Raw genomic sequence first — 13,792 nt, forward strand, 5'->3', positions numbered from 1 at the left:
CATACCCCGGGGGAGGGGGTTACCCCTGTCGTTCGCCGCTAATGCCCAATGTCGGTGCGATAGGTCAGGTCCTTGGATCCCAGGCGTTTGGCCAGGACGCCGACCGCTTCGTATGCGTGCTCGCGCGCTTCGGGAAGATCGTCCCCAACCGCCGTGACCGTCAGGACCCGGCCGCCCGCCGCCATCACGCGGCCGTTGGCGGCCTGCGTGGAACCCCAAAAAGCCTGGCTTCCCCCCGGTAGCGAAATATCCGGGTCGAGGCCCGCGATCGGCGTGCTGATCCGCGGGTACTCGCTGGTCGCGAGCACCACGCCGACGCACGATTGGCCGCCGACGCTCGCCAGCGAGAGATCCATCGCACCGTCCGCGGCCGATTTTAAAAGCGCGGCGAAATCGCCCGAGATGCGCGGCATCAAGACTTGCGTCTCCGGGTCGCCGAAGCGCGCGTTGAACTCGATGACGAACGGTCCGCTCTTCGTCCACATGATGCCGCAATAGAGGACGCCCACATACTCCTCGCCTTCGGCGAGAAGCCCGCGGAGCACCGGCGCGAGAATACGTTCGCGCACTTGGTCGAACATATCGTCGGGAAAACCGAGCGGCGGCGAATACGCGCCCATGCCTCCGGTGTTGGGCCCCGTGTCTCCGTCGCCCGCGCGCTTGTAATCGCAGGCTGCGGCGATCGGCAGCATCGCGCGGCCGTCGGCAAGCGCAAAGACGCTGACTTCGCGCCCTTCGAGTTTGGCTTCCAAGAGCACGTCGTTACCGCCGCCCGGCACCTTATTGCCGCCATACCAATCGCCGAGCACCGCGCGCGCCGATGCGACGTCGTCGCAGACGACCACGCCTTTTCCGGCGGCGAGCCCGTCGGCTTTGATGACGACGCCGCCCTTCCAATTCTCAAGCGCTTTGAGCGCGCCGTCGAGCGAGTGGACGATCGCGGCACGAGCGGTCGGCACGCCGTGCCGTTCCATGAAACGTTTGGCGAACGTCTTGCTCGATTCGAGGCGGCCGCCCGAACGATTCGGCCCGAAAACGGCGATCTTCGCTTCGCGCAAGCGGTCGCCGACGCCGGCGGCGATCGCCGTCTCCGGGCCAAGCACGACCAGATCGATACGCTCCCGGATGCAGCGCTCCACGATCGCCTTGCCGTCGGTCGGAGCGATATTCCAATTCTCGCCGCGCGTCGACGTCCCGGCATTTCCGGGCGCCGCAAAAAGCGCCTCGCACGATGGCGATTGCGCGATGCGCCACGATAGCGCATCCTCGCGCGCGCCGTTACCAACAATGAGTATTCGCATGGCTATTCAATTTTCTACCGGCTAGACCGGTGTTATTCCCACTCAACCGTGGATGGAGGTTTGGAAGTGATATCGTATGCGACGCGATTGACGCCGCGGACCTCATTGACGATGCGCGTCGAGATGCGTTCCAGCAAGTCGTGCGGCAAGCGCGCCCAGTCGGCCGTCATGCCGTCTTCGCTGGTGATCGCGCGCACCGCGACCAGATTGGCATAGGTACGGCCGTCGCCCATCACGCCGACGCTCTTGACCGGCGTAAGCACGGCGAAGTACTGCCATGGATGCGGTTCGAGCGTCGCGCCGTCGATCTCGGCCCGCACGATCGCATCCGCTTCGCGCACTACTTCGAGCCGTTCGGGCGTGATATCGCCGATGATGCGTACGGCTAGGCCCGGGCCCGGGAACGGCTGCCGCGCGACGATATGCTCGGGCAAACCGAGCACGCGCCCGAGCGCGCGCACTTCGTCCTTAAACAACGCGCGCAACGGCTCGATCAGCGCGAAGTCCATGTGTTCGGGCAAACCGCCGACGTTGTGATGCGATTTGATCTTGTGCCCGGCTTTGCTATCGGGCGTTTTCGATTCGATCACGTCCGGGTAGAGCGTTCCCTGTACCAAATACTTCACGCCCGGAATCTTCGCCGCTTCTTCTTCGAAGACGCGAATAAATTCGTGGCCGATGATGATGCGCTTTTGCTCGGGGTCTTCGACGCCCGCGAGTTTGCTCAGAAAGCGTTCCTTCGCATCGACGACGACCACGTTGAGATGCAACACGTCGCGAAACGCGGCCGTCACTTCGGGCGCTTCGTTTTTGCGCAAGAGTCCGTGATCGACGAAGATGCAGGTAAGCTGCTCGCCGATCGCACGAGCCACCAACGTGGCCGCTACCGCGGAGTCGACGCCGCCCGAAAGCGCGCAGATCACGCGATCGGTGCCGACGCGCTCGCGAATCTGCGCGATCGCTCCATCGACGAAATTCTCCATCTTCCAGTCGGCGGAGAGCGCCGCGATGTCGTGCAGAAAATTCCGCAACATCTGCGTGCCGAACTGCGTGTGGACGACTTCCGGGTGGAATTGCACGCCGTAGAGTTTGCGCCGGGCATCGCCCATCGCGGCCACGTTGCAACGCGGCGTGCGAGCCAGCTCCGCGAACCCGTTCGGAAGCTTGACCACGGAATCGCCATGCGACATCCACACTCGCGATTGCGCCGGAACGCCGGCAAAGAGCGGCGAATCCGCGCGCTCGACGTCCAGCATCGCCGGTCCGTATTCCGCGTGGTCGAGTTTGACGAGTTCGGCACCGAAGTGTCGCGCCAGCAATTGCATGCCGTAGCAGATCCCGAAGATCGGAAGCCCGCTGCTCAGGATCTCGGCGTCGATATCGGGGGCGCCTTCAACCAGCGTGCTCTCCGGCCCACCCGAAAGGATGAACGCGACCGGACTGCGCTCCGCGAGCGTAGCCCACGGCGTATCGAACGGAACGATTTCGCAATACACGCCGAGTTCGCGCGTGCGACGGGCGATCAGCTGGCTGTACTGCGCGCCAAAATCAAGAATAAACAGCGTAGGGGGCATCGGGGCAACCCCATTCCACCCCACGCCCCCGGCTTCTTCTAGGGACGCGCCCCTTAGGCCGCCGGAGATCGTCGCACGACGATGACGTCAAAGAAGCCATGCGCGACCGTTTCGCCCCGTTCGTCGACTAAGGCGACGTCGGCCCGGCACTCCGTGCACCCCGTCTCGCGGGTCAGGGCGTCGGAATGATTCGCGAGCCCCGTGAAAGCGACAAACGTCAGCGGAGTGTAAAGATTCTTGGGTTACTTAGCAGTTGCTTGGGCTGCGGCGATGGCCGCATCGTAGTTCGGCTCGTCGGTGACCTCGCTCACCACCTCGAAGTAGCGGATCTTCTTATCCGCCCCGATGACGACGGTCGCCCGAGCCAGGATGCCGAGCTCCTTGATGAGCAACCCGTAGTTCTGCCCGAAGCTGTGATCGCGATAATCCGAAAGCATGCCGAGCGTAATATCGCCTTGCGCGCCGCACCAGCGGCCCTGCGCGAACGGCAAATCCATGCTTACCACGTACGCCTTCACTCCGGCCGGTAATTCACCGATGCGCGTATTGAATTTCTTCGACTCGAGCGAGCAGACGCTCGTATCGAGCGACGGCACGACGATCAGCATCGCCGCTCCACCGTCGAGCACGGCCTCAAGATTCTTGACCGAGAGATCGCCGGCCGTCAGCGTGAACTCCGGTGCCGCATCGCCTGCTTTGAGCGCCGGTCCGAGCAATGCCATGGGATTGCCTTTGAACGTCACCGCACCGGGCCGTTCGTTGAGTATCGAAACCACGTGGATACCTCCGGGCGTGCGCATTCGCAGGCGGCGCATCGATTCCCGCGAACGGCGGACGCATGCACGACCACCACCATCACCACCCCCACGGCGACCGCGATGGAGCAAAGCAACCGGAGATATTCTCGCACGAACGTGCGGCAATGCTCGACGACCCCGCGCGGGAAGCGTGGTTGCCGACGCCCGCGCTTCTACAGATTCTGGATGCACCGCAAGGTTCGCGCGTTCTCGACTTCGGCTCGGGTACGGGCCGCTACGCGATACCGCTTGCAGAGCTACGCCCCGACCTACAGGTCGTCGCCTACGACGTTCAGCCCGAGATGGTCGCGACCGTACGTACGCGTGCGCTCGAGCGCGGCGTCCAAACCTTGAAGGCGACGCACGACGCAGCCGAACTCGCCCCGCATTCGTTCGGTCGCGCGCTCGTGGTCAACGTCTTGCACGAAATCGGCGATATCGACGTCCGGCGTATCGCATCGCTCGTGCAGCCCGGCGGCATCGCGCTCTTCGTCGATTGGGACGGCGGCGTAACGCGCGACGTGGGCCCGCCCAACGACCACGTCCACACCAAAGCCGAAGCCACCGCCCGCCTCGAACGCTTAGGCTTCACCGACGTGCACGACGCCGGCACGCCACAGATGCCCAACCACTACGTGCTAAGCGCGAAACCCGCTATGTAAGCACGTCGTCGAGGCGCCCTGAATCGCGGGCCATGACGAGCTCCATCGCTATGCGCTCGCCGACCGAGACGTCGCGGCCCCAGCGGTAGGCGGAGTAGGGCGTGTAGCGCGTGCCGGGCGATCCCGGGATGCGCAGCGAGACGTCGTAGCAGACGAAATCCTTCGGCGGCCCCGCCACGATAATGCACTGCAATGCGAACGGGCCGATCACGCCGGGCGCGAGCGCCTCGCGAGCTGCTGCGACGAACCGCTCGCCCATGTCGTAGGCTTTCTCCAGCGTCGATTCGGTCAGCGTCGCCGCGATGTGGCCGGCCTCTTCCAGTCGCATCGGCACGTTACGCAATGCATCGAATACCGCGGGCGGTACGTTCTTGAAGCCTTCCAAATTCGTCTGGCGGCGCGTATCGGTACCGGAGAGTTCCAATTCGCCCAGCACCGGCGAGTAGAAGAAATTCAAATTGACGGACGGGCCGAGCGCGTACTCCTCGATCACCGCGTTTGCAAGCCCCGCTTCGGTGAGCATGCCGCTCGCGATCAACTCGCCGCTAACCTTGCGGTACTCTTGCGGGGACGACACCAGAAAGAACGCGCGTTCGAAACTGACCTTCGCGTGCGGTGCTTTCACCATCACGAGCCGATCGATCTCATCGGGTGAGCGGAACTGTAACGGATAACGGATCCCGGCTCGCTCGAGCAACGAATACTGATTGCCCGCTTCGTCGCGCTCTTCGGCGCGCAGCAGGTAGCGATTGCCGAAGAACGGCACGCGCATGCGACGTTCGATGTCGTCGTATCCGAATTTTTGATGGAGATAGACTTCGAACGATCGATTCGCAAGAAAGATCGCGTTCTGCGCGATCAGGCGCTCCTGCACGTCGTCGTTCAGGATGTCGGTAAAGGCGTCGAGCTCGATCGTCGCGTCCACGCAACCGCGCGGCACGGGCGTCTCGCGCCTGCGATAGTGCTCGGTATAGGTTCGCTCGCGCCCCTTAGCGGTGAGTACGAGGTTCCGCAAGCCTTGAGCGCGCGCGCCGTACGCCACCTCGAGCGCTGAATGGCTGCCGATCGAGCAGAGCGTGAGGTTGTTGCGGTCGTAGGCGGATAGGACGCGGGCTACGTCTTCGTTCACCTCGCGCAGGTTAGACGCGAACGACCGCCGCTACTCCCCGGCCCGCATTTTGGGCAGCATCTTCCCAAGCACGAACGTCGCATAGAGGATCACGATCGCTATCCCGACGATGGTGACGACCAGCGCCGAGATCAGCGCCACCGGGGACGGGGCCGTCGCGTAAATCGACAGCCCGCCGTGGCCCGCCGGATACGACGGCAGCAGATACGGAAACATCGTCCACGCCGCGGTAGCGACCAAACTCGCAATGAAGACCGACGATGCCGCAAAGGCTCGGCGCGGCGCCTTCGCGCGCGCGAAGAACCAGCATGCGGCCAGCGCGGCAAGCGACACGATCGGCATGAGCAACAACCCGCTCGCGCCACCGGGCATCCCGCGAACGAGGAACGTCATGCCCGACACCACCACGTACAGCACGAGCACCGGCCACCAGAGGCGGTGCGCAAGGGTCTCCCCTCGCGCCGAGATCGGCCCGCGCGCCGCCCAACCCAGCCACGTCGCGCCGTGCATGCTCAGCGTCGCGATCGCAAAGACGCCGACCAGCAGCGCGTAGGGGTTGAGGAGATACGTAAAGGTGCCTTGGAAATAGCCGTTCGCATCGAGCGGCAAGCCGCGCACCAAATTCCCCAGCGCCACACCGAACACCACGATCAGCAGCACGCTCGAGACGGTGAATGCCACGTCCCAAAAAGAATGCCAGAGTTCGCTTTGCAGATGCCCGCGCAGCTCCATCGCGATGCCGCGAAACATCAGCAGCCATAGCACCACCATCAGCGGCAGATAGAATCCCGAGAACGACGACGCATACGCCTCGGGGAAAAGCGCAAAGAGCGCCCCGCCGGCGGCGATCAGCCACACTTCGTTGCCGTTCCAAAACGGCCCGATCGACGCCATCGCGGCCGCACGTTCTTCATCGGATTTCGCGACGAAGGGCGCGATCGCCGCAACGCCCAAATCGTATCCATCCAGCATCACGTACGCCGTGAGCATGAATGCGATCACCACAAATGCTACGACGTTCATGACACCCCCGCGACGCTATGGACGGGGCCTTCGCTCTCGTGCGCGGGGCCCAAGCCGATCTCGCGCAGCACGAGTACTAGGAACAGCACGCCCAAAATAAAGTACATTCCGGCAAATCCGATCAGCGTAAAAAGCGTTTCTCCGGCATTAACGTTGGCCGAGCTCGCTTGCGCGGTTTTCATGATGCCGTAGACGATCCAAGGCTGCCGGCCAACCTCGGTCGTCACCCAGCCGGCTTCGTTCGCGATATACGGAAACGGCATGACCAGCATCAACAGCCACAGCATCCAACGGCTGCGAAAGATGTGCCGGCGCCACAATAGCAGCAACACCGCGATACCGGCCAGCGCAACGAAGATCGTCCCCAGCCCTACCATGATGTGATACGCGTAGTACGTGAGTTCCACGGGCGGCCACAGCTCGGCCGCATACGCGTTGAGGCCATCGACGTTCGCGCTGAAGTTTCCATACGCGAGAAAACTCAGCACGTCCGGGACGATGATGGGATCGATCAGCCGCCGTTGGTGCACGTCCGGCATCCCGATGATCGCAAGCGGCGCGCCGTGCGTGGTTTGGAACAAACCCTCCATCGCAGCCAGTTTGACCGGCTGGTAGCGCGTCACGTCGGCACTATTGCGATCGCCGGTCGGGAAAATAGTCATCATGGCAAAGATCAGCGCGACGATCGAGCCCGCCCGCACGAACTCGCGTCCGTAGCTTTCGTCGCGTCGCGCCAGCAGATAGTACGCGCCGATCCCCGCGACGATGAATCCTCCGGCGACCATCGCGCCGCACATCACGTGTAAGAATTGCCACACCGCATATCCGGAGGAGAGCACCGCCCACAGGTCCGTCATCTCCATCCGCCCATTCGCAGCCACCGCATAGCCGACGGGATGCTGCATCCACGCATCGGTGGCCGTGATGAAGTAGCCGGAAAGCCACGCGCCAAACCAGACGCACACCGACGAAGCAGCGAAAAGCTTGGGTGATACGACACGCTTGCCGTACAGCAAGATCCCCAGAAATACCGACTCGAGGAAGAACGCATACACGCCCTCCATCGCCAGCGGCTGCCCGATCACGCCGCCCGTGCGCTGGGAGAAGGCGGCCCAATTGGTTCCAAACTGGAACTCCATCGGTATGCCGCTCACGACGCCGATGGCAAAATTCACTGCGAAGATCTTCGTCCAGAAACGAGCCGCACGAGCGGCATCTTCATCGTTGTTGCGTAGGGACTTGATCGTGTACCAGGCGACGAACGGTGCCAGCCCCATCGTCCCGATCGGGAACAGGTAGTGGAACATGATCGTAAATGCAAATTGCAGGCGATCCGCGACGACAACGTCCATAGCGAGCCCTCCAGAATGGTTCTACGCCAACTCTAAGCCTTCGACCCCCGCAGTGCTCCGCCGTAGTTCGTACGTTTCGCCGCGCCACCGTCACCAGCCAAGATGGCGACTATCTGCGACACCGTGCGTGGCGCTCCGCCCAAGCCTAGTCCGGGGATTGAGCCGGGGCTAGGAGTTTGCGGGCTTGGGGGGTGTCTTGGTATTCGACGGTGAGAATCGAGCGCAGGTGCGCGGCGGCGGCGAGCGCCTGCGGCGTGGTCATGCGTTCGAGCGTGGTATAGCCTTCGAGCAGCATCTCCGGGATCGCGCGATCGCGCGGGTAAACTTTATGCATGTCGTCGATGGCGTGGGCGACCAGCACCGCTTCGCCGCTCTCGCGATTGCCGTACTTGTAGTCGAGCATGAAGTTGATGTGTTTGAGCTGGTTACGCATGCCGAGAATCGAGAAACCCATGCGTCCGAAGTATTCGTCGGCCGGAGCGAGCGTCGTGAGATATTTGCTGTGCGGCATCGCCGTCACGCTGCCGATCACGCGTAGCGTCCCGATGCTCTTGAGACGTGCCTGAATCGTCTTGCCGTTCGCGGTATCGCCCGCCGTATAGCCGGCCACGCCCGCCGCGGCGGATTGCGCCGCCGTCAGTAAGTCGTTTCCGTAGGTCGTCGGCAGATGCGCGAGCGGAAAGTTCGGTTGCGCGGTGCGTTCGAAGGCCAGCGAGCGCCACTGCGGATCGTGCGTGAGGATCCAGCCGCGCCAATCGGCCTCCGCTTGCTGCAGCATGGCGGTGGTATCGCCGGGGTAACTCTCCACGTTCGCGCTCGCGTCTTCATCCGCATATTGCACGAGCCGCTCCGGGTCGTCGACCGCATTCGAGCGTTCGAGTAGCGACCGCGCCTGCGAAAGGAGTTTTGGGTCGCTCTCATTCTTCAGCACCCAGTTCGCTGCCTCGCGCACGTACCAGTTCGCCGCGTCGTGATTGGTGAGCGGATTGTAATGGACCCCGCTGCCTACCTGAACGGTCAGCGCGGCGAGCTCGCCGTACGCCGGATCGTTCGGCCGCTGCAACGAGTAGGCGCGCCCGGCATTCACGATCGTTGAAAAATACAGCTCCTGGGATTCGAAATTCCAGCCGTCGGCGGCACCTCGATCGTAGGCGCTCTTCATCGTCTGGTAGAGCGCCTGCGGATCGGCTTCTAGAGCCGCTCGCGCGGGCGCGAAGGCCCCGAATGCGACCAGGGTCGCCAACGCGCAGAAGGCGACCGCTCGCACCCAGCGAGGCATGGGGTTAGAAGACGCTTGTATCATCGAGAACTAAACGCAGATTATTGGTCAAAAGTGCGTTTTTAAGTTCCCGCGCGATCCGCCGCCCGGTCGACATCGGCTCCGAGTAGTTGAGGTACGAATACGGCGACCCGTCGATGAAGAGATTCGTCCCGGCCACGATGCGTGCCGAAATCTCCATCACGTAAAACTGGATATCCGGCGTGATGATCGTTTCGATACAGAACGCGCCGAACAGCCCCTTGGGGCCGCAGATTTCCTTCGATACGCGCACCACGTCCTCGCCCATGCGCAGCGCCTCGGCCAGCATCGATTCGCGCAGGCTCACCGGCTGATTGCCGACGACCACGTATGAAGGACTGACGTTCATGCCTTCTTGCGCGTTGGCCGGAATGCGGCCGAGTGAATCGACGTTGGTTTCGTAGCGCCGGTCCATCGACATGATCTCGAGTTTGTTTTCGAGCGGCGAATAAAAATAGTGGATGTAGAGCGGCACGCCGATGATGTATTCTTGAATCGTGTACGCTTTTTTGAGGTCGCCGGCACGTTTCTCGAAATCGCGCGCATCGCGGATGAACATATAGCCCATGCCGCCGCCGGCCCCGTACAGTTTCACGATCACCGGGCGGTCGATCTCGGCGCCGCTCTTGAATTGTCGCGGCATCTTGATATTCGCGCGGGTGAGCCAATCGCGCTGCAATTCACGGCTCGACTCCCAATCCAGCACCGCTTTGTTGCCGAAATAAGGGATCGTCATCCGCTTGTGATCTTCGAGCGAGAGGTACGCGACGAACGAGCCGTGCGGGACGATGATCGACTTGCGTTTCTCCAATTCGCCGACCAGCCCCGGAAACTCCGAGTAGCTGTCGACACCGATCACTTCGTCGATAAACGCAAAGGACCGATAGAGGCGCTCGGTGTCGCGATTCGCGATCGCGAGCGTACGAAACCCCTCGTCGTGCCCACCCTTGAGGATCTGCAGCGCCGAATGAGAGCCCAGGGTCGCAATCGTATAGGGTCGGTTCATCGTTCCTCTTCGTTCTTCGGAAAATGCGCGCGTTCGATCGCGGGATTGCATAAAAGTCGCTCGGCGGCCGCCGCGAGCGTGGCACGATCGACGGGGCGATCGCCGGCGCCGAATAGGCGCCAGCCGACGTAGCGATCGGCATCCACCCAGCGAGCGCCGATCTCCTCGATCCACACCTCACCGCTGCGAGGCGCGTTGGCGTCGAGCACGCGCAGCCGATGTTTGTTCGGATTGAAAACGCTCTCGTTACGCGTCACGCGCGCTGCAAGTTCGTCCTCCGGGGCGGGGGCTTGAAAGACGTAGATCGCGGAGCGCTCGACGCGAGCCAACGGTATGCCCAGGCGCTCGAGCGCGGTTAGCGCGGTATACGCCTCGTTGTCGGGAATCTTCAAACCGACCGCCACGGTGCGTTTGCTCACGAGCGTTGCACCCCCGCGACGAAGCTGGCAAAGAGCGGCGCGCCGCCCGAAGCGGCGAGCATATTACGTCCTTCGCGACGATCGGGGTGATTGAAGTTCCAGGCATCGCGCTCGGGGTGCGGCATGATCGCCAGAACGTTCCCCTCGCGGTTCAACAAGCCCGCGCAACCCAGCGCCGACCCGTTCGGCGTCGCCGCGGGATCGGTGGAGCCGTCGGCGCGAGCGTAGACGAAGGCCAGGTGCGCGCCGCGTTCGATTTCGCGCAGATGCATCTGGCTTGCAGCCAAGCGTCCTTGCCCGTGCGCCGCCCACGCGGGGAGCAGCGCTCCTTCCGCGAGCGCCGCAGTAATCGGCGAGCGTGAGGGCGCGATAGCGAGCTTCACGTAGACGTGCGTGCACACGAATTTTCGCGAGGCGTTATGCGTGAACGCTGCGGTGGGCCGGCGAGCGGCGCCGGTCCCGGGCACGAGGCCGGCTTCCAGCAAGATCTGCGCGCCGTTGCAGACGCCCAGCACGAGCTTGCCACGTTGGGCACCCTCGATCACGTAATCCATCATCGGGTCGTGGGCCGGAATCGCCCCGGCTCGAATGCGATCTTCGTATGCAAATCCGCCCGGCAGCACGTATGCATCGTATCCGGCGAGGCTCTGAGCGCGGCTCCAATGGACGAGTTCCGCCTCGCCGCCGCAATCGCGCAGCAGCGCGAGCGTTTCGGTCTCCGAATTCGTACCTGGAAAGACCAAGACGGCGATCCGGCGGCCCATTAGACGTACACCTGCGCGAGCGACTGCGACCAAATACCGTGCAACCAATGCAGATCGAACGCCTGCGGGCCAATCGCCACCACCGGCCGATCGATCGTCACGCCGATTTCGTGCACGCCTGCCACGCCGTCCGCCAGCGCTTCAAAGGCTTCGATGTCGGCGCCCGCCACTTCAACCACGTGCCCGCCCGCTTCCCCGAATAAAGCCTCGATGTCGCCTACGCCGCCGTGCGTCCATTGGAACGGATCGTCGAGTTGTACGCCGATAGCCGCGCGGCCGCGGCCGAGCGCTCCAAACGCCATTTCGCAGAGCGTGACCGCCAAACCGCCGTCGGAAATATCGTGCGCGCTGCGCAGCAGCCCCGCTTTAGCCGCTCGCAACAGCAACTCGTGATGTGCGAGCGCCTCATCGTAATCGATCGAAGGCAGGCCGGGTTCGCTCTCGCCGAGCACGTCGATGAGGACCGAACCGCCGAGCGCGCGTTGCGGCGTTCCCAACAGATACAGCACCGAACCCGAGCGCTTGAACGGCAGCGTAACGATCTGCGCGACATCGTCGACCGCGCCGACGCAAGCGATGATCGGTGACGCCGGGATCGCGTTCCCATTCTTGGATTCGTTATACAAGCTGACGTTGCCCGAAACGAACGGCGTTGCAAAGGCGCGCGATGCAATGCCCAAGCCGTCGATCGCGGCTACCAGTTCGCTATAGTGATCGATCTTGCGGGGGTTGCCGAAGTTCAAGCAGTCGGTCAAGCCGATCGGGCGTGCGCCGACCGCCACCACATTGCGCACGGCTTCATACACCGCATGTTGCGCGGCGAGATGCGGATCGAGCTTGCTCATGCGCGGGTTCCCATCGACGCTAAGCGCCATGGCGAACGGGGCGCCCGGCACCGGCGCGATCACGCCCGCATCGGCTTCGCCGCGAGCCAGAACCGTGCGGCCGCGTACGACGCCATCGTAGCGACGGTAGAGCGGCTCGCGCGAACATACGTCGTGGTGCGCCAGTACCCGCTCGAGCAATTCGTCCAGTTGCACGCCGGTTTCGAACGCGCGGCCGGGCGGCGGCGGGGCCGCTTCGAGCCGTTCGTACGGCAACTCATCGCGGATCGATCCCGTCAAGAAATCGATCGGGACGTCCATAACGGTCCGGTCGCCATCGCGCAACACGTACTGCTGCCGCGCCGTTACCGTACCGATGGCCGCCGCCCGCGCGTTCCGCGCGATCTGCGGTAACGTGTACTCGTCGTTATAGATGCGCAGCACCTCGGGCGTCAGTTCCGGCGGCAGCACCCAGAGCAATCGCTCCTGCGTTTCGCCCACGGCGATCACCTCGGGCGGCAACCCGTCGAGGGCGACGTTCACCGAGCGCAGTTGAATATCGGCCCCAAATCCGCCGCTCGAACAAATCTCCGCCGAGCAGCCCATGATGCCTCCGGCACCTAAATCTTTGAAGCCGACCGTGACGCCGCGCTCGCGGAGCATTTCGAAAACGCGATAGCTCGCGCGCATCAGCACGTTTTTCAAGAAGGGATCCGGAACTTGCACCGCACCCTTATTGGCATCTTCATCCGCCGCGTCGAGCGTTACGGATGAGAATGATGCGCCGCCGAAGCCGCTCGCATCGGTCGCCTTTCCGACCAGCACGATATCCCAGCCGTCGGCGTTCGGCGGCGCGAACGAATGGATGATCTCGGACTCTTTTACCAAACCGATCGCGACCACGTTCACCAAGCAATTGTCGTCGAAGCGTTCGTCGAAGTACACGTCGCCGGCGATGTTCGGGACCCCGATCGCGTTGCCGTAGGCGCTGATGCCGTCGACGACGCCCTGCGCGACATACCGTTGATGCGAGAGCGGATCGTCGATGCGACCGAATCGCAGCGGGTCCGCAACGGCGATCACCTCGGCGCCCATGCAGACGATGTCGCGCACGATGCCGCCGATGCCCGTGGCCGCGCCCTCGAACGGCACGACCTGCGAGGGATGGTTGTGCGATTCGTGCGCGATGACGATGCCGTAGCGTTCGCCGTTCCATTCGCCTAAATGCAGGATGCCGGAATCCTCGCCCGGCCCCAACACGACCGCTTCACCTTTGGTGGGCAGCGCCTTGAGGAGATGCCGGCTCGATTTATAGCTGCAATGCTCGCTCCATTGCGCGTCGAACGCGTGCAACTCGGTCTGCGAGGGCTCGCGTCCTAGCCGCTCGGCAATCGAGCGCAATTCGTCGTCGCGTAGCGCGAGGCTTTTAGGCAAGCGCGACTCCGGGGGGCAGCGATCCCTGCTGCTGCATCAGCGCATCGGCATGCAAGACCGCCGACCGCGCATTCGCCTGCATCAAGATCGTGCGTCCGTACAGCACCGTATCTTCGAGCGCGAGAAGTTTTGCGCACTGCAGGGCGACATCGGTGGGATCCTGGCTGCCGTCGAACACCGGAGACGACGATGCCGAATCGAGCATGG

At 63.2% G+C, this 13,792-nt stretch carries 12 protein-coding genes; 1 reads left to right on the forward strand and 11 read right to left on the reverse strand.

Going from position 1 to position 13,792, the window contains the following annotated elements:
• Positions 1-38: 38 nt before the first annotated feature.
• The 3 genes from purD to tpx all read right to left on the reverse strand — a co-directional run bounded on the left by purD (position 39) and on the right by tpx (position 3,651).
• Complete coding sequence (gene purD / locus VMW12_03250) at positions 39-1,301, reverse strand: phosphoribosylamine--glycine ligase (protein ID HUZ48744.1); 1,263 nt, start codon at positions 1,299-1,301, stop codon at positions 39-41.
• Positions 1,302-1,333: 32 nt separating this feature from the next.
• Positions 1,334-2,875, reverse strand: a complete 1,542-nt coding sequence (gene guaA / locus VMW12_03255; GenBank protein HUZ48745.1) for a glutamine-hydrolyzing GMP synthase — start codon at positions 2,873-2,875, stop codon at positions 1,334-1,336.
• A gap of 242 nt (positions 2,876-3,117) precedes the next feature.
• Complete coding sequence (gene tpx / locus VMW12_03260; protein ID HUZ48746.1) at positions 3,118-3,651, reverse strand: thiol peroxidase; 534 nt, start codon at positions 3,649-3,651, stop codon at positions 3,118-3,120.
• Positions 3,652-3,713: 62 nt separating this feature from the next.
• On the opposite strand from tpx, the gene VMW12_03265 reads away from it, so the two are divergent.
• On the forward strand, positions 3,714-4,334 hold the full coding sequence (locus tag VMW12_03265) for a class I SAM-dependent methyltransferase (GenBank protein ID HUZ48747.1): 621 nt from the start codon (positions 3,714-3,716) through the stop codon (positions 4,332-4,334).
• Here VMW12_03265 and VMW12_03270 read toward each other — a convergent pair.
• The 8 genes from VMW12_03270 to purL form a co-directional block, all read right to left on the reverse strand.
• Complete coding sequence (locus VMW12_03270) at positions 4,327-5,463, reverse strand: DUF1297 domain-containing protein (protein HUZ48748.1); 1,137 nt, start codon at positions 5,461-5,463, stop codon at positions 4,327-4,329. The genes VMW12_03265 and VMW12_03270 overlap by 8 nt on opposite strands.
• Positions 5,464-5,493: 30 nt before the next feature.
• Entirely contained in the window at positions 5,494-6,486 is a 993-nt protein-coding gene (gene cydB / locus VMW12_03275; GenBank protein HUZ48749.1) for a cytochrome d ubiquinol oxidase subunit II, read from the reverse strand.
• Positions 6,483-7,838 (reverse strand): cytochrome ubiquinol oxidase subunit I, encoded by a 1,356-nt coding sequence (locus VMW12_03280; GenBank protein HUZ48750.1) that lies wholly within the window; start codon positions 7,836-7,838, stop codon positions 6,483-6,485. The genes cydB and VMW12_03280 overlap by 4 nt, the downstream gene beginning before the upstream one ends.
• A 145-nt stretch (positions 7,839-7,983) precedes the next feature.
• Positions 7,984-9,117 (reverse strand): hypothetical protein, encoded by a 1,134-nt coding sequence (locus VMW12_03285; GenBank protein ID HUZ48751.1) that lies wholly within the window; start codon positions 9,115-9,117, stop codon positions 7,984-7,986.
• A gap of 4 nt (positions 9,118-9,121) precedes the next feature.
• The gene (locus tag VMW12_03290) at positions 9,122-10,144 is read right to left on the reverse strand and encodes a formate--phosphoribosylaminoimidazolecarboxamide ligase (GenBank protein ID HUZ48752.1); all 1,023 of its coding nucleotides are present in this window, start codon (positions 10,142-10,144) and stop codon (positions 9,122-9,124) included.
• Positions 10,141-10,563 (reverse strand): hypothetical protein, encoded by a 423-nt coding sequence (locus VMW12_03295; protein HUZ48753.1) that lies wholly within the window; start codon positions 10,561-10,563, stop codon positions 10,141-10,143. The genes VMW12_03290 and VMW12_03295 overlap by 4 nt, the downstream gene beginning before the upstream one ends.
• Positions 10,560-11,327, reverse strand: a complete 768-nt coding sequence (gene purQ, locus VMW12_03300; GenBank protein ID HUZ48754.1) for a phosphoribosylformylglycinamidine synthase I — start codon at positions 11,325-11,327, stop codon at positions 10,560-10,562. The genes VMW12_03295 and purQ overlap by 4 nt, the downstream gene beginning before the upstream one ends.
• A complete protein-coding gene (purL, locus tag VMW12_03305; GenBank protein HUZ48755.1) occupies positions 11,327-13,585 on the reverse strand; it encodes a phosphoribosylformylglycinamidine synthase subunit PurL in 2,259 nt (752 codons plus the stop codon). Before purL ends, purQ begins: the two co-directional genes overlap by 1 nt.
• Positions 13,586-13,792: the final 207 nt, after the last annotated feature.

It is taken from the genome of Candidatus Dormiibacterota bacterium, assembly GCA_035532835.1.
Classification (GTDB): Bacteria; Vulcanimicrobiota; Vulcanimicrobiia; order Vulcanimicrobiales; family Vulcanimicrobiaceae; genus DAHUXY01.

What these genes read in the sequence shown, in the direction of transcription:
- purD (HUZ48744.1), bottom strand. Translation starts at nt 1,301, where the DNA reads ATGCGAATACTCATTGTTGGTAACGGCGCGCGCGAGGATGCGCTATCG.
- guaA (HUZ48745.1), bottom strand. Translation starts at nt 2,875, where the DNA reads ATGCCCCCTACGCTGTTTATTCTTGATTTTGGCGCGCAGTACAGCCAG.
- VMW12_03265 (HUZ48747.1), top strand. Translation starts at nt 3,714, where the DNA reads ATGCACGACCACCACCATCACCACCCCCACGGCGACCGCGATGGAGCA.
- cydB (HUZ48749.1), bottom strand. Translation starts at nt 6,486, where the DNA reads ATGAACGTCGTAGCATTTGTGGTGATCGCATTCATGCTCACGGCGTAC.
- VMW12_03280 (HUZ48750.1), bottom strand. Translation starts at nt 7,838, where the DNA reads ATGGACGTTGTCGTCGCGGATCGCCTGCAATTTGCATTTACGATCATG.
- VMW12_03285 (HUZ48751.1), bottom strand. Translation starts at nt 9,117, where the DNA reads ATGCCTCGCTGGGTGCGAGCGGTCGCCTTCTGCGCGTTGGCGACCCTG.
- VMW12_03290 (HUZ48752.1), bottom strand. Translation starts at nt 10,144, where the DNA reads ATGAACCGACCCTATACGATTGCGACCCTGGGCTCTCATTCGGCGCTG.
- purQ (HUZ48754.1), bottom strand. Translation starts at nt 11,327, where the DNA reads ATGGGCCGCCGGATCGCCGTCTTGGTCTTTCCAGGTACGAATTCGGAG.